The organism is Acrocarpospora macrocephala (assembly GCF_009687865.1).
GTDB classification, from domain to species: Bacteria; Actinomycetota; Actinomycetes; order Streptosporangiales; family Streptosporangiaceae; genus Acrocarpospora; species Acrocarpospora macrocephala.
In genome coordinates, this window is record NZ_BLAE01000120.1 from 1 (window position 1) to 18147 (window position 18147).

Consider the following 18147-nt stretch of genomic DNA (forward strand, 5'->3'; position numbering starts at 1 on the left):
GGTGGGTGGGGAGAACCCCGGGTCCGGTTGGAATGCCTCAGAGGGCGCGAATCGGCAATGCGCTAGCCCGCCAGCCAGGTGTCGATCTCGGTGAGTAGTTCCTTCTTGAGTGAGTCCGGGGCCGCTGAGGAGCGGATCGATTGGCGGGCCAGTTCGGCGAGTTCGGCGTCGCGGAAGCCGTACACGTCTCTGGCCAGTTCGTACTGGGGGAGTAGCCGGGCGCCGAACAGCAGCGGGTCGTCGGCGCCCAGGGCGATCGGGACGCCGGCGTCGAAGAGTCGCCGTAGTGGGACGTCCTCGGGCCGCTCGACCACGCCGAGTCCGACGTTGGACAGCGGGCACACCTCGCAGGCGATTTGCCGGTCGGCAAGACGCTCCATTAGCCGGGCGTTCTCGGCGGCCCGCACGCCGTGCCCCACCCGGTCGGCGTCCAGATCGTCCACGCATTCGGCCACGCTGACCGCGCCCAGCAGCTCGCCCCCGTGCGGCACGGCCAGCAGGCCCGCCCGCTTGGCGATCCGGAACGCGCCGTCGAAATCCCTGGCCCGGCCCCGGCGCTCGTCGTTGGACAGGCCGAAGCCGATCACGCCCCGGTCCTGATACTGGGTGGCCAGCCGGGCCAGCGTCCTGGCGTCCAGCGGATGCCGGGTGCGGTTGGCGGCGACGATCACGGCCATCCCGACCCCGACCTGCTTGGCGGCGCGTTCCGCCGCGTCCAGCATGAGCTCCAGGGTCGGGGTCAGCCCACCGAACCGCTGCGCGTAACCCGAGGGGTCCACCTGGATCTCCAGCCAGCGCGAACCCTCCGCCCGCTCGTCCTCGGCGGCCTCCCTGAGCAGCCGGTAGACGTCCTCGGGGCGGCGCAGCACCGAACGGGCGATGTCGTAGAGCCGCTGGAACCGGAACCAGCCGCGCTCGTCGGTGGCGCGCAGCTGCGGCGGCCAGTCCTGGACCAGCGCGTCCGGCAGGTGCACGCCGTGTTCGACGGCCAGCTCGATCAGCGTGCTGTGCCGCATCGAACCGGTGAAGTGCAGGTGGAGGTGGGCCTTCGGGAGGGCGAGGAGCGGGCGCGACATCTCCTTATCCTGCCGTAACCGCGCTCAACCTCGGGCGGGCTTCACGCGTTGTGGAGGATCGAAAGGGGAGCTCATGACCGAGGAAGACGAAGCGGCCTTCGACGAGTTCCTGGCCGCGCGCAGCACCGCCCTGCTCCGCACCGCCGTCCTGGTCTGCGGAGCGTCGCCGCACGACGCCGAAGATCTGGTCCAGGGCGCGCTGGAGCGGGTCTACCGGCACTGGGGTCGCATCCGGCACGACAACCCGGAGGCGTACGCCCGGCGGGTGGTGGTCAACGCGGCGATCAGCCGGGCCCGGCGGAAACGGGTGATCCAGGAGATCACCTTCGCCCGCCCGCCCGAGACCGCCGTGGACGCGGTCGACCACGGCCTGCGCGACGCGCTCATGGCCGAACTGCGGAAGCTGCCCGCCCGGATGCGGGCAGTGATCGTCCTCCGCTACTGGGAGGACATGTCGGAAGCCGAGACCGCCGCCGCTCTGGGCTGCGCGATCGGCACCGTGAAAAGCCAGGCGGCCAGAGGGCTCGCCCGGATCAGAGAGCGTCTTGCGGAAGGAGTGCCGGTATGAACACCGAACAAGCACTGAAGGAAGCGATGGCGCAGCATGTCGCGCACGTGCACGCCAGCCCGATGATGGGCCGGTCGGTGCGCCGCCGCAGCCGCCGCGCCACCATCAGACTCAGGACGGCGGGCGTCGCCCTGGTCACCGCCACGGCCGCCGTGGCCGTCCCGGTGACGATGAGCCTGACCTCCGGCCCGGCCGTCAGCGTGGCGGCCACCCCCGCCCCCGAGGCCACCGACATCGTGCCCGCCACCCCGACGCCGGAGCCGGTCACCACCCCCTTCGTGGTCGACGGCGTCAGCGTCGGCTACCTGCCCCAGGGCTGTGACACCCCGGGCGCGTGCGGCGTGTGGGTAGGCGTGTACAAGGACGGCGCCACGACCCTCGACCAGGACGGCAGGCTGGACGGCAAGAAGGTCGCCGAGAACACCTACCTGAACGACGGCAACATGATCGCCCGAGTCCTCGACGACACGCACGGCGTGCTCGTCGTCCTGGAACCGAGCCTGGCCGAGAAGCTGGACGCGGCCACGATCGAGGCCGAGCTCATCAAGGTCGCCGAAGGGCTCACCCTGGCGGATTAGCGCGCCTCGGCGAACAGTTTGGCCAACCGGCTGATGCCCTCGGCGAGGTCCTCATCACCGAGCGCGTACGAGAGGCGGAAGTAGCCAGGTGTCCCGAAAGCCTCACCCGGAACCAGGGCGACTTCCGCCTCTTCCAGGATCAGCTCCGCCAGCTCCGCCGTCGTCGCGGGCCGCTGCCCGCGCAGCTCCTTGCCCAGTAGCTCCTTGACCGTGGGGTAGGCGTAGAACGCCCCGAAAGGTTCAGGGCACACCACGCCCGGAATCTCGTTGAGCAGCCGCACCATCGCCTGCCGCCGCCGGTCGAACGCCTCCCGCATCGCGGTCACCGCGGTCAGATCCCCGCTGACGGCCGCCAGCGCCGCCGCCTGGGCCACGTTCGACACGTTCGAGGTGGCATGCGACTGCAGGTTGGTGGCCGCCTTCACCACGTCGGCCGGGCCGATCAGCCAGCCGACCCGCCAGCCCGTCATCGCGTACGTCTTCGCGACCCCGTTCACCACCACGACCTTGTCCCGCAGTTCCGGCACGGCGGTCGCCACGCTGGTGAACTTGGCGGAGCCGTACACCAGGTGTTCGTAGATCTCGTCGGTGACCACCCAGAGACCCTTCTCCAGCGCCCAGCGGCCGATCTCCCCGATCTGGGCGGGGGAGTAGACCGCGCCGGTCGGGTTGGACGGCGAGACCAGCAGCAGCGTGGTCGTGCGCTCGGTCAGGCAAGCCTCCAGCTGCTCCACCGAGGCCAGATAGCCGGTGCTCTCGTCGGTGAGCACGTCCACCTGCACGCCCCCGGCCAGCTTGATCGCCTCCGGATAGGTGGTCCAGTACGGCGCCACCACGAGCACCTCGTCGCCCGGGTTCAGCAGGGTGGCGAAGGCTTCGTACACGGCCTGCTTGCCGCCGTTGGTGACCAGCACCTGTGCGGCGTCCACGGCGAAGCCCGAGTCGCGCTTGGTCTTCTCGGCGATGGCCTGCTTGAGCTCGGGCAGGCCGCCCGCCGGGGTGTACTTGTGGAAGCGCGGATTGCGGCACGCCTCGATCGCGGCCTCGACGATGTAGTCGGGGGTCGGGAAGTCGGGCTCGCCGGCGCCGAACCCGATCACCGGGCGGCCGGCCGCCTTCATCGCCTTCGCTTTGGCGTCCACGGCCAGGGTGGCGGATTCTGTGATAGCGGCGACACGCGCGGAGATTCGGGTCATGCCTCCATGTTTTCAGAACACGCGCCGTGTCTCCCGCGCAATTCCATCATCCGGACAACCCCACACGGTAGCTTTGAGCTGCGGTGAAGGTGCGGCTGCCAACTGGTTCGACGAAGCAGCCATTCCCACGTACACTTCACCGTCTAGTGGGCCACAACGCCGAAACAGTCGGGTAGGGTGGTGCACGGCTTAGGGCACTAGCGCAATTGGTAGCGCACCGGTCTCCAAAACCGGCGGTTGGGGGTTCGAGTCCCTCGTGCCCTGCGGAGTGCGGTCCGCGCACTATAGGGCGTAAGAGCCGCCAGCTGCGATGGACACGACGGATCAGGTGAGGACTGTGGCGATCGACACGCGCGGCGAGGCCGCGGCACAGCCAGGCAAGCCGAGCGGCGAGAAGAAGAAACGCACCTCTCCCGCCCTTTTCTATCGGCAGGCCGTCAGCGAGCTGCGTAAGGTCATTTGGCCCACCCGGAAAGACCTGATCAACTACACCATCGTGGTGCTCGGGTTCTGTCTGATCATGGTGGGAATCGTGTCTCTGCTCGACTTCCTGCTGACGAGGGGCGTGCTCGCGGTCTTCGGTTCCTGATCGCGCCGCACGTCCAGTTCATCGAGGAAAGAGGAATAGTCACCGTGTCCGAGTCCCCGCTGCCGGTCGACGGCTCCCACGACGAGCACGACGAGTGGGAAGCCGAGACGACGGAAGAGGCAGAAGAGGTCGAGTCGGAGGTCGAGGAGGCCACCGGCGACGCTGAAGCCGAGGCTGTCTCCGCTGTTGACGAAGACGGTGATGTGCTTCCCGATGTCGACCCGATCGAAGAGTTCAAGCGCCAGCTCCGCGGCCAGTTCGGCGAGTGGTATGTCATCCATTCGTACGCGGGCTACGAGAACCGGGTGAAGCAGAACATCGAGAGCCGCACCGGCTCCCTCAACATGGAGGATTTCATCTTCCAGGTCGAGGTGCCGACCCACACGGTCACCGAGTTCAAGGGTGGCAAGAAGACGCCGATCAAGGAGCGGGTGCTCCCCGGCTACGTGCTGGTCCGGATGGACCTGACCGACGAGTCCTGGGCCGCCGTGCGGAACACGCCCGGCGTGACCGGCTTCGTGGGCCTGTCCAACAAGCCGAGCCCGCTCAACCTCGACGAGGTGGCCAAGCTGCTCGCGCCGGAGCCGACCGAAGAGGTCAAGAAGGCCTCCGCGAAGGCCACGGCCTCCACGGTCGAGTTCGAGATCGGCGAGTCGGTCACCGTCATGGACGGCCCGTTCGCCACGCTGCCGGCCTCGGTCAGCGAGATCAGCCCCGAGTCGCAGAAGCTCAAGGTGCTGGTGTCGATCTTCGGCCGGGAGACCCCGGTGGAGCTCTCGTTCAACCAGGTCTCGAAGATCTGACAGAGTCTCCGTCTCGGGTCATCTGTCTCGGGTCTCTGTCTCGGTCAAGTAGACTCGTCTAGTTCTCCCCGCCACGCGGGGACGCCCCAGGCTGCCCTCAGGCAGGTAACGCCGGGGCACCACGGAAATCATTGAGGACCCGGAGAGAGTCATGCCTCCCAAGAAGAAAATCGCGGCGTTGGTGAAGGTCCAGCTTCCCGCTGGCCAGGCCACGCCCGCGCCGCCCGTCGGTACCGCGCTCGGTCCGCACGGCGTGAACATCATGGAATTCGTCAAGCAGTACAACGCGGCGACGGAAGCTCAGCGGGGCAACATCATCCCCGTCGAGATCACCATCTTCGAGGACCGCAGCTTCACCTTCATCACGAAGACGCCGCCGGCGCCTGAGCTGATCAAGAAGGCGCTCGGCCTCAAGGGCGGCTCCGCCAACCCGCTGAAGACCAAGGTGGGTCACCTCACCAAGGAGCAGCTGCGGCAGATCGCCGAGACGAAGATGCCCGACCTGAACGCCAACGACATCGAGATGGCCGAGCGCATCATCGCCGGCACCGCCCGTTCCATGGGCATCACGGTCGCCGAGTAGTACACATCTAAACCCGTGAGGGTGCGCCGGTGTCTGGACTGAGGAGCGAAGCGACGAGGGAAGACACCGGGGTTGAGCAACCGAACCGCGATGCGAAGCATCGCAATCAACACTGTGGAAGGGCCTCGCGCGGTCCGTACCACGAACTCCATTAGGAGAAGAAAGTGAAGCGCAGCAAGAGCTGGAAGAACGCGGCGCAGCAGATCGACCGCGAAGCCGTCCTGTCGCCGCTGGACGGCGTCCGGGTGGCCAAGAAGACCGCCACCACCAAGTTCGACGCCACCGTCGAGGTGGCCCTGCGGCTGGGCGTCGACCCGCGCAAGGCCGACCAGATGGTCCGCGGCACCGTCAACCTCCCGCACGGCACCGGCAAGACCGCCCGGGTCCTGGTCTTCGCGACCGGTGACCGTGCCGAGGAGGCCCGCGCCGCGGGCGCCGACATCGTGGGCGCCGACGAGCTCATCGACGAGGTGGCCAAGGGCCGTCTCGACTTCGACGCCGTCGTGGCCACGCCGGACCTGATGGGCAAGGTCGGCCGCCTGGGCCGGGTGCTCGGTCCGCGTGGTCTGATGCCCAACCCGAAGACCGGCACCGTCACCCCGGCCGTCGGCAAGGCCGTCACCGACATCAAGGGCGGCAAGATCGAGTTCCGGGTGGACCGGCACGCGAACCTGCACTTCATCATCGGCAAGGCCTCCTTCGAGGATCGCCAGCTGGTGGAGAACTACGCCGCCGCCCTGGACGAGGTGCTGCGGCTCAAGCCGTCCGCCGCCAAGGGCCGCTACCTGAAGAAGGTCACCTTCGCCACGTCCATGGGCCCCGGTATCCCGGTCGACCCGAACGTGACGCGGGCCTTGACCGCCGAGCTCGACGCCTGATCGTTTCAGGTCTGAACGACCCCCATCCGGGTAGCCGGGTGGGGGTCTTCGTTTGTGTGGAGAAAGTGTGCGGATATCGCGCCGGCGACGCGTCGATCTTCCCGCGAACGTAGGCTCTGGGCGACGAAAGGACGAATATGATGCGCCGACTTCTGGTGGCCGCCGCGCTGATCGCCGCGGCCGGGTGTGGCACGACGACGGCTCAGCCCCTCGGGGAGGTCCAGCTTTCGGCGGCCGACGCCTTAGCGCAGACCGCCCAGAAGGCCGAGGATGTCACGTCCTACGCCGCCGACATCGTGGTCGACTTCAGTGACCCGAAGGGTTCCACGGGCAACGTGCGCGGCACCATGCTGCTGCAGCAGAAGCCCACGCTCGCTTCCGACATCAATCTCAGCCAGGTGAGCTTCGCGGGCCAGCCGCTGCCCGGCGGCGTGCGCGCCATCCTGGTCGACGAGACCGCCTACCTGAAGCTGGACGTGCTCAAGCAGCTGACGGGCACCACCAAACCATGGGTCAAGGTGGGCCTCAGCGAGGTCGGCGACGACGCCAGCGTGCGGCAGTTCCTCAGCCAGGCCCAGCAGATCGACCTGAAGTCCAGCGTGGCCCTGCTCACCGCCTCCAAGGACGTCAAGGCCGTCGGCAACGAGACCGTCGGCAACGTGCAGACCACGCACTACGCGGGCACCTTCCCGGTGGCCGAGGCGGTCAAGCTGCTGCCCAAGGAATCGCAGGACGCGCTGAGCGGCCAGCTGTCCGCCGTCAAGGACATGAAGTTCGACGCCTGGATCGACGACCAGGGCCTCCCCCGCAAGATCCAGCTGAACGGCGCCGCCGAGGGCGCCACCTTCACCGCCGCCCTGCTCTTCACCTCCTTCAACGAACAACTCTCAATCGACGCCCCACCCGCCGACCAGGTCGGCGAAATGCCGAAGAACGCCCCGGTCACTGAATAACCCCCGTGTCGGCTTGGCCGCGCCTGCGTTCCGCACTGAGGAACGCAGGCCGCGAACCAACTCTGGGCAACCGCCCCCTATGGGCAACCTCCGCGCCGTAGGTCGTATGTTCCGGCTTGGCCGCGCCTGTGTCTGGACAACCGCACCTTCTTAACCCGGCCATCACTCCTATCCAGGGCAATCAAGCGGCTTGGCCGCGCCTGTGTCTGGACTGAGGAACGCAGGGTCGCGGAGCGGCCCGGAGTGACGAGGGAAGACGCAGGCTGAAGGCGGCCAAGCCCGCCGTGCCGGAGGCGCGGCCATGTCACTGCAAGCCCGCCGATCCGGAGGATCGGCCAATGTCACCGATTTGGTTTCTGAGGGATTGACACGTACTCTGTGTTCTGCCAAAGACCGCCGGTCGTCTTCGGGTGCCTACAAGCCCGTTGACCGAAGGATCCACGTGAGTGGACGGCCCGCGCAGGTGTGGATGTGAGCTTCGCTTGACGTGAGCCCCGTGCGCCCTGCGCCGGGGCTTGTTCGTTTTCACGCCTTCGCCGGTGGCACATCTGGAAGGAGGGCCCATGGCGAAGTCGGAGAAGACCGGCGCGGTCGCCGAGCTCACGAGCGAGTTCGACAGCTCCAGCGCCGCTGTTCTGACCGAATACCGCGGTCTCACCGTCGCCCAGCTCAAGCAGCTGCGCGTCTCTCTCGGTGGGAATGCGAAGTTCGCCGTGGCGAAGAACACGCTGACCAAGATCGCGGCGAACAACGCCGGGATCACCTCCCTGGACGGGCTGCTCACCGGCCCGACCGCGATCGCCTTCGTCAAGGGCGACGTGGTGGAGGCGGCCAAGGGCCTGCGTGAATTCGCCAAGGCCAACCCCCTTCTGGTGATCAAGGGCGGTGTCGTCGACGGCAAGCCGATGACCCCGGCCGAGATCTCCAAGCTGGCTGACCTTGAGTCCCGCGAGGTGCTCCTCGCGAAGCTGGCCGGCGCCCTGAAGGCCAAGCAGTCCCAGGCTGCCGCCACCTTCGCCGCGCTGCCCACGCAGATGGCTCGACTGGCCGAAGCTCTGCGCGCCAAGCGCGAAGAGGCCGGCGAGTAATCAGGAAGGTCCGCGAAAGCGGGGGGAAGCGCAGACCGCGGTCCCTTTGAAAACGTAGCTAGATCACTGGAGGAACACCATGGCGAAGCTCAGCACCGACGAGCTGCTCGACACTTTCAAGGAGATGACCCTCCTTGAGCTGTCCGACTTCGTGAAGCTCTTCGAGGAGACCTTCGACGTCAAGGCCGCCGCCCCGGTCGCCGTTGCCGCCGCCGCCGGCCCCGCCGCCGCGGTGGAAGAGGTCGAGGAGCAGGACGAGTTCGAGGTCATCCTCGAGTCGGCCGGCGACAAGAAGATCCAGGTCATCAAGGAGATCCGGGCCCTCACCAGCCTGGGCCTCAAGGAGGCCAAGGACCTTGTGGACGGCGCTCCCAAGTCGGTCTTCGACGGCAAGGTCAGCAAGGAGCAGGCGGAGAAGGCCAAGGCCGCCCTGGAGGGCGCCGGCGCCGGCGTCACCGTCAAGTAACGCTTGTCGCGGTAGTCAAGAAGGAGCGGTTCACTTCGGTGGGCCGCTCCTTTCGCATTCCTATACCGTGCCTGTGTGGGCGTGGAAATCGGGATATCGGAGAACGTCGCCGAGCCGGCGGCCGAGTCGCCGCTCTGCCATGATCCCGGCGAGCCGCTGCCGATCCCGCCGCAACTGACCCGTGGAGGCCGGCGGCGGCCGTCCGTTCGACGAAGAGGTCTATCGCCGCGGTTGACGTCCCACGGAGGCCGGTGGCGGCCGTCCGTTCGGCGAAGGGGTCTGTCGCTGCGGTTGACGTCCCACGGAGGCGGGTGGCGGCCGTCCGTTCGGCGAAGGGGTCTGTCGCTGCGGTTGACGTCCCACGGAGGCGGGTGGCGGCCGTCCGTTCGATCAAGAGGTCTATCGCCGCAGCTGATCTCCGGCGGAGGCCAGCTGACCCCCTGCGGAGGCCAGCGTGCGTGACGTGCGCCGGGCCCCGGTTCGGCTGAACGTTGCTCTGGCCCTGCTCAGTGTGGGGTTTGCGGGGCTGGGCTGGCTGGCCTGGCAGAGCAGGGCCGAGGAGCTGGCCGTGGCCGCCGATCGGCAGGCCGCCATGCAGACCGCCGCCACCCATGCGATCAACCTGCTGTCCCTGGACCACCGCACGCTCGACTCCACCCTCGACCGCATCCTGGCCACCTCCACCGGCGAGGCCAGGGCCGGCTACGAGACGACGCTCCGGCAGGCCACCCTGGCCAACAAGTCCCAGCAGACCGGCGTGCTCCGCGGTACCGGGCTGACCTCCTTCACCGGCACGACCGCCCAGGCGCTGGTGGTGGCCGACTCGGTGATCGACTGGGCGGACCGGGACGACCCTGCGGAGGAGCGGTTCACCCGCTGGCGGATGACCCTGGTCAAGGAGTCGGGCAAGTGGCTGGTCGCCAAGGCGGAGTTGGTGCGATGAAACTCCGGCTGACCGGAACTGTGGGGTCTGAATCCCAAGCGGATGGAGCGGGGCTGGTGCGATGAAACTCCGGCTGACCGCGTTCCTGGCCCTCCTGGCGGTCGTGACGGGCGTCGCGGCCCTATGGGTGTTTCTGGACGCGCGGCGGCTTGAGGAGAGCCGGCGGGCGGGCCAGGAGGCGTCGAACGCGGCCGTCACCTACGCGGCGGACATGTTGTCCTACGACTACCGGACGATCAAGGAGGATCTGGCCCGCGCCAAGGGGCACGCCACCGGTGATCTCGTGGCCCGCTACGAGCGCCTCGCGGCCACCCTCGAGCCCGCCGCGACCCGGCAGAAAACGGTGCAACAGGCAGTAGTCGCCGACGCCGCCGTGGAGTCGGCGACCCCGGACGAGGTCCGCGTACTGGTCTTCCTCAACATGACCACATCCTCGTCCGAAACCAGCGCGGGAAGCCCTGTCCGGCAGGTGGTCCAGAACAGAGCGCGCCTGGTCATGGTACGGATTGATGATCGTTGGCTGGTTTCGGACCTTTCGACCCTCTTGGGCAACACGCCCATCCGATGAGCCGCGTTATTCAATTGTTAGTCAAGGTTGGGTTTAGCCCCCACCTGTCCGGGGATGCCCTATGCACGGCAGAGGTCGACCGTCGGTCAACGTTCGGTCCTCCGCGTGACAGAGCGTTAGCTGCCCCCGGTCGAGGGTATCGACAGGGTCTTGCGGCTTTCGAATGTGGCGCGGAAGGGAAAAACCCAGCGTGCTGGCCATTGGTTAGCTGAAATGTCGGCTCTCGGGCTTGACGTTTCGGCGCAGACGGGTGATGCTGCCAGCAACGTGGAGCGCAGAGCGAGAGCGGAGTGGACAGGTGTATGCCCATCGGCTACACTGCCCCTTTGCGCTGCCCTTTGACGACCGCTTCTCTCAGTAACCTTGCTGCATGGTCGTCTGGCGTGCGTGTAGTCAGTCCGCGAGCCCTCGGAAGGACATCTGTTGGCAGCCTCGCGCAACGCCTCCGCCGTACCCGCCGGTCCCCGTACCGTGTCTTTCGCACGTATTCAGGAGCCACTCGAAGTTCCTGATCTTCTAGCTCTGCAGACCGAGTCCTTCGACTGGTTGCTCGGTAACGAGAAGTGGAAGGCTCGGGTCGAGGCGGCCAGGCTGGCCGGACGGAAGGACGTACCCGCCCAGTCGGGCCTCGAAGAGATTTTTGAGGAGATCAGTCCCATCGAGGACTTCTCCGGAACCATGTCTCTCTCGTTCCGGGATCACCGGTTCGAGCCGCCCAAGTACTCGGTCGACGAGTGCAAGGACAAGGACATGACCTACTCCGCGCCCATGTTCGTGACCGCGGAGTTCATCAACAACACCACCGGTGAGATCAAGAGCCAGACCGTGTTCATGGGCGACTTCCCGCTCATGACCTCGAAGGGCACCTTCATCATCAACGGCACCGAGCGTGTCGTGGTCTCCCAGCTGGTGCGGTCCCCGGGTGTCTACTTCGACCGCAGTGTCGACAAGACCTCCGACAAGGACCTGTACGGCTGCCGGGTGATCCCGTCCCGCGGCGCCTGGCTCGAATTCGAGATCGACAAGCGCGACAGCGTCGGCGTCCGCATCGACCGCAAGCGCAAGCAGGCCGTCACGGTCCTGCTCAAGGCGCTCGGCTGGACGACCGACCAGATCTTGGAGCGTTTCGGTCAGTACGAGTCGATGCGCGCCACCCTGGAGAAGGATCACACCTCCGGCCAGGACGACGCGCTGCTGGACATCTACCGCAAGCTGCGCCCGGGTGAGCCTCCCACCAAGGAGTCCGCGCAGACGCTGCTGGAGAACCTGTACTTCAACCCCAAGCGGTACGACCTGGCCAAGGTCGGCCGATACAAGATCAATAAGAAGCTGGGAGTGGACTCTGAGATCACTCAGGGCACCCTCACCGACGAGGACATCGTCTCCACCATCGAGTACATCGTCCGGCTGCACGCCGGCGAGGAGACCATGGGCCCCGACGGTTCGGTGATCATCGAGACCGATGACATCGACCACTTCGGCAACCGCCGCCTGCGCACCGTGGGCGAGCTCATCCAGAACCAGGTCCGGCTGGGCCTGGCCCGGATGGAGCGTGTCGTCCGGGAGCGCATGACCACCCAGGACGTCGAGGCGATCACGCCGCAGACCCTGATCAACATCCGCCCGGTGGTGGCGTCGATCAAGGAGTTCTTCGGCACCTCGCAGCTGTCGCAGTTCATGGACCAGACCAACCCGCTGGCCGGTCTGACCCACAAGCGGCGCCTGTCGGCCCTCGGCCCCGGCGGTCTGTCACGGGAGCGGGCCGGGTTCGAGGTCCGAGACGTGCACCCGTCCCACTACGGCCGGATGTGCCCGATCGAGACGCCGGAAGGCCCGAACATCGGCCTGATCGGCTCGCTGGCCTCCTTCGGCCGGATCAACTCCTTCGGGTTCGTCGAGACGCCGTACCGGAAGGTGATCGACGGCAAGGTGTCGGCGCAGGTCGACTACCTCACCGCCGACCAGGAGGACCGGCACGTGGTGGCCCAGGCCAACACGACGCTGCACCCCGACGGCGCCTTCGCCGAGGAGCGCGTGCTGGCTCGCCGCAAGGGCGGCGAGTTCGAGGCCGTGCACCCGAGCGAGGTCGACTACATGGACGTCTCGCCGCGCCAGATGGTGTCGGTGGCGACCGCCATGATCCCGTTCCTGGAGCACGACGACGCCAACCGCGCCCTGATGGGCTCCAACATGCAGCGCCAGTCGGTGCCCCTGCTCAAGAGCGAGGCCCCGCTGGTCGGCACCGGCATGGAGTACCGTGCCGCGACCGACGCCGGCGACGTGATCAACGCCGAGAAGGCGGGTGTGGTCGAGGAGGTCTCGGCCGACTACGTGACCGTCATGAACGACGACGGCACCAGGACCACCTACCGAGTGGCCAAGTTCAAGCGCTCCAACCAGGGCACCTGCTTCAACCAGAAGCCGATCGTGGCCGAGGGCGACCGGGTCGAGGTCAACCAGGTCATCGCCGACGGGCCGTGCACCGACACCGGTGAGATGGCGCTCGGCAAGAACCTGCTCGTGGCGTTCATGCCGTGGGAGGGTCACAACTACGAGGACGCGATCATCCTCTCCCAGCGCCTGGTGCAGGACGACGTCCTGTCCTCGATCCACATCGAGGAGCACGAGGTCGACGCCCGCGACACCAAGCTGGGCCCCGAGGAGATCACCCGGGACATCCCGAACGTCTCCGAGGAGGTCCTGGCCGACCTGGACGAGCGCGGCATCATCCGCATCGGGGCCGAGGTCGTCACCGGTGACATCCTGGTCGGCAAGGTCACGCCCAAGGGTGAGACCGAGCTGACCCCGGAGGAGCGGCTGCTGCGCGCGATCTTCGGGGAGAAGGCGCGCGAGGTCCGCGACACCTCGCTGAAGGTGCCGCACGGCGAGTCCGGCAAGGTCATCGGCGTCCGCGTGTTCAGCCGCGAGGAGGGCGACGAGCTTCCCCCCGGCGTGAACGAGCTGGTCCGCGTGTATGTGGCCCAGAAGCGCAAGATCACCGACGGCGACAAGCTGGCCGGTCGGCACGGCAACAAGGGTGTCATCTCCAAGATCCTGCCGGTCGAGGACATGCCGTTCCTGGAGGACGGCACCGCGGTCGACATCGTGCTCAACCCGCTGGGCGTGCCCGGCCGGATGAACGTCGGCCAGGTCCTGGAAACCCACCTGGGGTGGATCGCCGCCCGAGGATGGGACGTCAGCGGGATCGAGGACGCGTGGGCCGAGCGCCTCCGCGACAAGGGCCTCGGCGAGGTGAACCCGTTCACCAAGGTCGCCACGCCGGTGTTCGACGGCGCCCAGGAGGAGGAGATCGTCGGCCTGCTGAGCAACACCCTGAAGAACAGGGACGGCTCGCGCATGGTCGGGGAGAACGGCAAGGCCCGGCTGTTCGACGGCCGCTCCGGCGAGCCGTTCCCGCACCCGGTCTCGGTCGGTTACATCTACATCCTCAAGCTGCTCCACCTGGTCGACGACAAGATCCACGCCCGGTCGACCGGGCCGTACTCGATGATCACTCAGCAGCCGCTGGGTGGTAAGGCGCAGTTCGGCGGGCAGCGATTCGGCGAGATGGAGGTGTGGGCGCTGGAGGCTTACGGCGCCGCCTACGCGCTGCAGGAACTGCTCACCATCAAGTCCGACGACGTGCTGGGCCGCGTGAAGGTCTACGAGGCCATCGTCAAGGGCGAGAACATCCCCGAGCCGGGCATCCCGGAGTCCTTCAAGGTCCTCATCAAGGAAATGCAGTCGCTGTGCCTGAACGTCGAGGTGCTCTCCAGCGACGGCATGTCCATCGAGATGCGCGACACCGACGAGGACGTCTTCCGCGCCGCGGAGGAGCTCGGTATCGATCTGTCCCGGCGCGAGCCGAGCAGCGTGGAAGAAGTCTGAGGGGGAGATAGCACATGCTGGACGTCAACTTCTTCGACGAGCTCAGGATCGGCCTGGCGACCGCAGACGACATCCGTCAGTGGTCGCACGGTGAGGTCAAGAAGCCGGAGACCATCAACTACCGAACCCTCAAGCCCGAGAAGGACGGACTCTTCTGCGAGAAGATCTTCGGCCCGACCCGGGACTGGGAGTGCTACTGCGGCAAGTACAAGCGCGTCCGGTTCAAGGGCATCATCTGTGAGCGCTGCGGCGTCGAGGTGACCCGGGCCAAGGTGCGGCGTGAGCGCATGGGTCACATCGAGCTGGCCGCGCCGGTCACCCACATCTGGTACTTCAAGGGTGTTCCGTCGCGTCTTGGCTACCTGCTGGACCTCGCCCCGAAGGACCTGGAGAAGGTCATCTACTTCGCGGCGTACATGATCACGCAGGTGGACGCGGAGATGCGCGACCGAGACCTGCCCTCGCTGGAGGCGAAGATCTCCGTCGAGCGGCAGCACGTCGAGCAGCGGCGCGACGCCGACATCGAGGCCAGGCAGAAGAAGCTGGAAGGCGACCTGGCCGAGCTGGAGGCCGCCGGGGCGAAGGGCGACGCGCGCCGCAAGGTGCGTGAGGGCGCCGACCGTGAGATGCGCCAGCTTCGCGACCGGGCCCAGCGCGAGCTGGACCGGCTGGACGAGGTCTGGAGCCGCTTCAAGAACCTCAAGGTCCAGGACCTTGAGGGCGACGAGATGCTGTACCGCGAGATGCGCGACCGGTTCGGTCGTTACTTCAAGGGCGGCATGGGCGCGCAGGCGATCCAGGAGCGGCTGCAGAGCTTCGACCTCGATCAGGAGGCGGAGAACCTGCGCGAGACGATCCGCAGCGGCAAGGGGCAGAAGAAGGCCCGCGCGCTCAAGCGGCTCAAGGTCGTGGCGGCGTTCCTGAACACCAGGAACTCGCCCGCCGGCATGGTCCTGGACTGCATCCCGGTCATCCCGCCGGACCTGCGCCCGATGGTGCAGCTGGACGGTGGCCGGTTCGCGACCTCCGACCTGAACGACCTCTACCGCAGGGTCATCAACCGCAACAACCGCCTCAAGCGGCTGCTCGACCTCGGCGCGCCCGAGATCATCGTGAACAACGAGAAGCGCATGCTGCAGGAGGCCGTCGACGCGCTGTTCGACAACGGCCGCCGCGGCCGCCCGGTCACCGGGCCCGGCAACCGCCCGCTGAAGTCCCTCAGCGACATGCTGAAGGGCAAGCAGGGCCGGTTCCGGCAGAACCTGCTGGGCAAGCGTGTCGACTACTCCGGCCGTTCGGTCATCGTGGTCGGCCCGCAGCTGAAGCTGCACCAGTGCGGCCTGCCCAAGCAGATGGCGCTGGAGCTGTTCAAGCCGTTCGTGATGAAGCGGCTGGTGGACCTCAACCACGCGCAGAACATCAAGTCCGCCAAGCGCATGGTCGAGCGGGCCCGCCCGGTCGTGTGGGACGTGCTGGAAGAGGTCATCACCGAGCACCCGGTGCTGCTCAACCGGGCGCCGACGCTGCACCGCCTGGGCATCCAGGCCTTCGAGCCGCAGCTGGTCGAGGGCAAGGCCATCCAGATCCACCCGCTCGTCTGCACCGCGTTCAACGCGGACTTCGACGGCGACCAGATGGCCGTGCACCTGCCGCTGTCGGCCGAGGCCCAGGCCGAGGCGCGCATCCTGATGCTCTCGACCAACAACATCCTCAAGCCGGCCGACGGCAAGCCGGTGACGATGCCCACCCAGGACATGGTCATCGGGCTCTACTCGCTCACCACCCAGGGCGACGACGCCGTCGGTGAGGGGCGCGTGTTCGGCTCGGTCTCCGAGGCGCTCATGGCCTACGACCGGCGCGAGCTGGATCTGCAGGCCAAGGTCCAGGTCAGGCTGAAGGACGTCGCCCCGCCGCGTGGCTGGGAGGCGCCCGACGGCTGGGAGGTCGGCGACCCGCTGCGTCTTGAGACGACGCTCGGCCGCTGCCTGTTCAACCAGACGCTGCCCGCGAACTACCCGTTCGTCAACTACCAGGTCGGCAAGAAGCAACTGTCCGCGATCGTCAACGAGCTGGCCGAGACCTACCCCAAGGTCGAGGTCGCCAACGCTCTGGACGCGCTCAAGGACGCGGGCTTCCACTGGGCCACCCGGGCCGGGGTCACCATCTCGATCGACGACGTCATCGCTCCGCCGAACAAGGCGGCGATCATGGAGTCGTACGAGAAGCGGGCCGACAAGGTCCAGCGGGAGTACGACCGCGGTCTGATCACCGACGAGGAGCGCCGCCAGGAGCTCATCGAGATCTGGACCCACGCCACCAGTGACGTCACCGAGGACATGCAGAACGCGTTCGCCAAGACGAACCCGATCTGGATGATGGTGCAGTCCGGCGCGCGTGGAAACCTGATGCAGGTCCGGCAGATCGCCGGTATCCGCGGCCTGGTGTCCAACACCAAGGGTGAGACGATCCCGCGGCCGATCAAGTCCTCCTTCCGGGAGGGCCTGTCGGTGCTGGAATACTTCATCTCCACCCACGGCCAGCGGAAGGGTCTGGCGGACACCGCGCTGCGGACCGCCGACTCCGGCTACCTGACCCGTCGACTCGTCGACGTGGCCCAGGACGTCATCGTCCGCGAGATCGACTGCGGCACCGACCGCGCGGTCCCGCTGCACACCGCTGAGCGCGACCACGCCGGGAACCTGGTCAAGGCCGAGAACGCGGAGAGTAACATCCACGGCCGGATCCTGGCCGAGGACGTGGAGGTCGACGGCAAGCTGATCGCCACGGCGGGCACCGACATCAACGACCAGACGGTGACGGCGCTGGTCGAGGCCGGCATCGGGACGGTGCGGACCCGCAGCACGCTGGTCTGCGAGGCCAAGATCGGGGTCTGCGCCACCTGCTACGGGCGGTCGCTGGCCACCGGCAAGCTGGTCGACGTCGGCGAGGCGGTCGGCATCATCGCCGCCCAGTCGATCGGTGAGCCCGGCACCCAGCTGACCATGCGGACCTTCCACACCGGTGGTGTGGCGGGCGCCGACATCACCCACGGCCTGCCGCGTGTGCAGGAGCTGTTCGAGGCCCGCATCCCCAAGGGTGTGGCTCCGATCAGCGAGGTCACCGGCCGGGTTCGGATCGACGAGACCGACAAGACCCGCAAGATCGTGATCACGCCGGACGACGGCTCGGACGAGATCTCCTACCCGGTCTCGATGCGGTCGCGGCTCGCGGTCTCGGAGGGGCAGCACATCGAGGTCGGCCACCAGCTGATCGCCGGTGCCCGTAACCCCAACGAGGTGCTCCGCATCCTCGGCCCGCGCGCCGTGCAGCTGCACCTGGTGGAGGAAGTCCAGCAGGTGTACCGCTCGCAGGGTGTGTCCATCCACGACAAGCACATCGAGGTCATCGTCCGCCAGATGCTCAAGCGCGTGAACGTGCTGGAGTCCGGCGACGCCGACATGCTTCCCGGTGAGCTCGTGGAGCGTCCGAAGTTCGAGCGCATCAACCGCGAGTGCGTCGCCGAGGGCGGCACCCCCGCCTCTGGCCGTCCCGTCCTGATGGGCATCACCAAGGCGTCGCTGGCCACCGAGTCCTGGCTGTCGGCGGCCTCCTTCCAGGAGACCACCCGAGTGCTGACCGACGCGGCGATCCACGCCAAGTCGGACTCGCTCCTGGGCCTCAAGGAGAACGTCATCATCGGCAAGCTCATCCCGGCTGGTACGGGCATGCCCCAGTACCGCAACATCCGGGTCGAGCCCACCGAGGAGGCCAAGGCCGCCATGTACACGGTCGGCGGCTACGACGGCTCCGCGTCCGACTACACCTTCGGCTCCGGCTCCGGCGAAGCCGTTCCGCTGGAGGAGTACGACTTCGGCCAGTACGGCCGCTAGTCCTGCCCAACGAAGCACCCGGATCCTCAAGGTCCGGGTGCTTCGTCATTTCGTTGTTGCGGGGGTTCTCCCACCCACCC

15 protein-coding genes and 1 tRNA gene are annotated in these 18147 nt (G+C 67.3%); 14 read left to right on the forward strand and 2 right to left on the reverse strand.

Features of this window, described 5'->3' with window-relative positions:
* Nucleotides 1–62: 62 nt before the first annotated feature.
* Nucleotides 63–1076 carry an adenosine deaminase gene (locus Amac_RS52120; protein ID WP_155361855.1) on the reverse strand — a complete coding sequence of 338 codons (1014 nt, stop codon included), beginning with the start codon at nt 1074–1076 and terminating at the stop codon, nt 63–65.
* A 73-nt stretch (nt 1077–1149) separates the two neighbouring features.
* On the opposite strand from Amac_RS52120, the gene Amac_RS52125 reads away from it, so the two are divergent.
* Nucleotides 1150–1644, forward strand: a complete 495-nt coding sequence (locus Amac_RS52125) for a SigE family RNA polymerase sigma factor (RefSeq protein ID WP_155361856.1) — start codon at nt 1150–1152, stop codon at nt 1642–1644.
* The gene (locus Amac_RS52130; RefSeq protein WP_155361857.1) at nt 1641–2222 is read left to right on the forward strand and encodes a hypothetical protein; all 582 of its coding nucleotides are present in this window, start codon (nt 1641–1643) and stop codon (nt 2220–2222) included. The genes Amac_RS52125 and Amac_RS52130 overlap by 4 nt, the downstream gene beginning before the upstream one ends.
* On the opposite strand, the gene Amac_RS52135 is transcribed toward Amac_RS52130, so the two are convergent.
* Complete coding sequence (locus Amac_RS52135) at nt 2219–3418, reverse strand: pyridoxal phosphate-dependent aminotransferase (protein ID WP_155361858.1); 1200 nt, start codon at nt 3416–3418, stop codon at nt 2219–2221. The two genes, Amac_RS52130 and Amac_RS52135, sit on opposite strands and share 4 nt — an antisense overlap.
* Nucleotides 3419–3609: 191 nt before the next feature.
* On the opposite strand from Amac_RS52135, the gene Amac_RS52140 reads away from it, so the two are divergent.
* From Amac_RS52140 to Amac_RS52195, 12 genes are all read left to right on the forward strand, one after another.
* Nucleotides 3610–3682: transfer RNA gene (locus tag Amac_RS52140), tRNA-Trp, on the forward strand.
* Between the two features lie 73 nt (nt 3683–3755).
* Nucleotides 3756–4007, forward strand: a complete 252-nt coding sequence (secE, locus tag Amac_RS52145) for a preprotein translocase subunit SecE (protein WP_155361859.1) — start codon at nt 3756–3758, stop codon at nt 4005–4007.
* A 44-nt stretch (nt 4008–4051) separates the two neighbouring features.
* A complete protein-coding gene (nusG, locus tag Amac_RS52150; protein ID WP_155343417.1) occupies nt 4052–4810 on the forward strand; it encodes a transcription termination/antitermination protein NusG in 759 nt (252 codons plus the stop codon).
* Nucleotides 4811–4961: 151 nt separating this feature from the next.
* Nucleotides 4962–5393 carry a 50S ribosomal protein L11 gene (rplK, locus tag Amac_RS52155; protein ID WP_155343418.1) on the forward strand — a complete coding sequence of 144 codons (432 nt, stop codon included), beginning with the start codon at nt 4962–4964 and terminating at the stop codon, nt 5391–5393.
* A gap of 164 nt (nt 5394–5557) precedes the next feature.
* Nucleotides 5558–6271 carry a 50S ribosomal protein L1 gene (gene rplA / locus Amac_RS52160; protein WP_155361860.1) on the forward strand — a complete coding sequence of 238 codons (714 nt, stop codon included), beginning with the start codon at nt 5558–5560 and terminating at the stop codon, nt 6269–6271.
* A 137-nt stretch (nt 6272–6408) separates the two neighbouring features.
* Complete coding sequence (locus Amac_RS52165) at nt 6409–7224, forward strand: SCO4651 family lipoprotein (protein WP_246269250.1); 816 nt, start codon at nt 6409–6411, stop codon at nt 7222–7224.
* Nucleotides 7225–7787: 563 nt separating this feature from the next.
* Nucleotides 7788–8312 carry a 50S ribosomal protein L10 gene (rplJ, locus tag Amac_RS52170; RefSeq protein WP_155361861.1) on the forward strand — a complete coding sequence of 175 codons (525 nt, stop codon included), beginning with the start codon at nt 7788–7790 and terminating at the stop codon, nt 8310–8312.
* Between the two features lie 79 nt (nt 8313–8391).
* A complete protein-coding gene (gene rplL / locus Amac_RS52175) occupies nt 8392–8778 on the forward strand; it encodes a 50S ribosomal protein L7/L12 (protein WP_155361862.1) in 387 nt (128 codons plus the stop codon).
* 454 nt (nt 8779–9232) lie between these two features.
* The gene (locus tag Amac_RS52180; RefSeq protein ID WP_155361863.1) at nt 9233–9721 is read left to right on the forward strand and encodes an Rv1363c family protein; all 489 of its coding nucleotides are present in this window, start codon (nt 9233–9235) and stop codon (nt 9719–9721) included.
* Nucleotides 9722–9782: 61 nt separating this feature from the next.
* On the forward strand, nt 9783–10289 hold the full coding sequence (locus Amac_RS52185) for an Rv1363c family protein (protein WP_155361864.1): 507 nt from the start codon (nt 9783–9785) through the stop codon (nt 10287–10289).
* 423 nt (nt 10290–10712) lie between these two features.
* Entirely contained in the window at nt 10713–14177 is a 3465-nt protein-coding gene (gene rpoB, locus Amac_RS52190; RefSeq protein ID WP_155361865.1) for a DNA-directed RNA polymerase subunit beta, read from the forward strand.
* 14 nt (nt 14178–14191) lie between these two features.
* Complete coding sequence (locus tag Amac_RS52195; RefSeq protein WP_155361866.1) at nt 14192–18067, forward strand: DNA-directed RNA polymerase subunit beta'; 3876 nt, start codon at nt 14192–14194, stop codon at nt 18065–18067.
* Nucleotides 18068–18147: the final 80 nt, after the last annotated feature.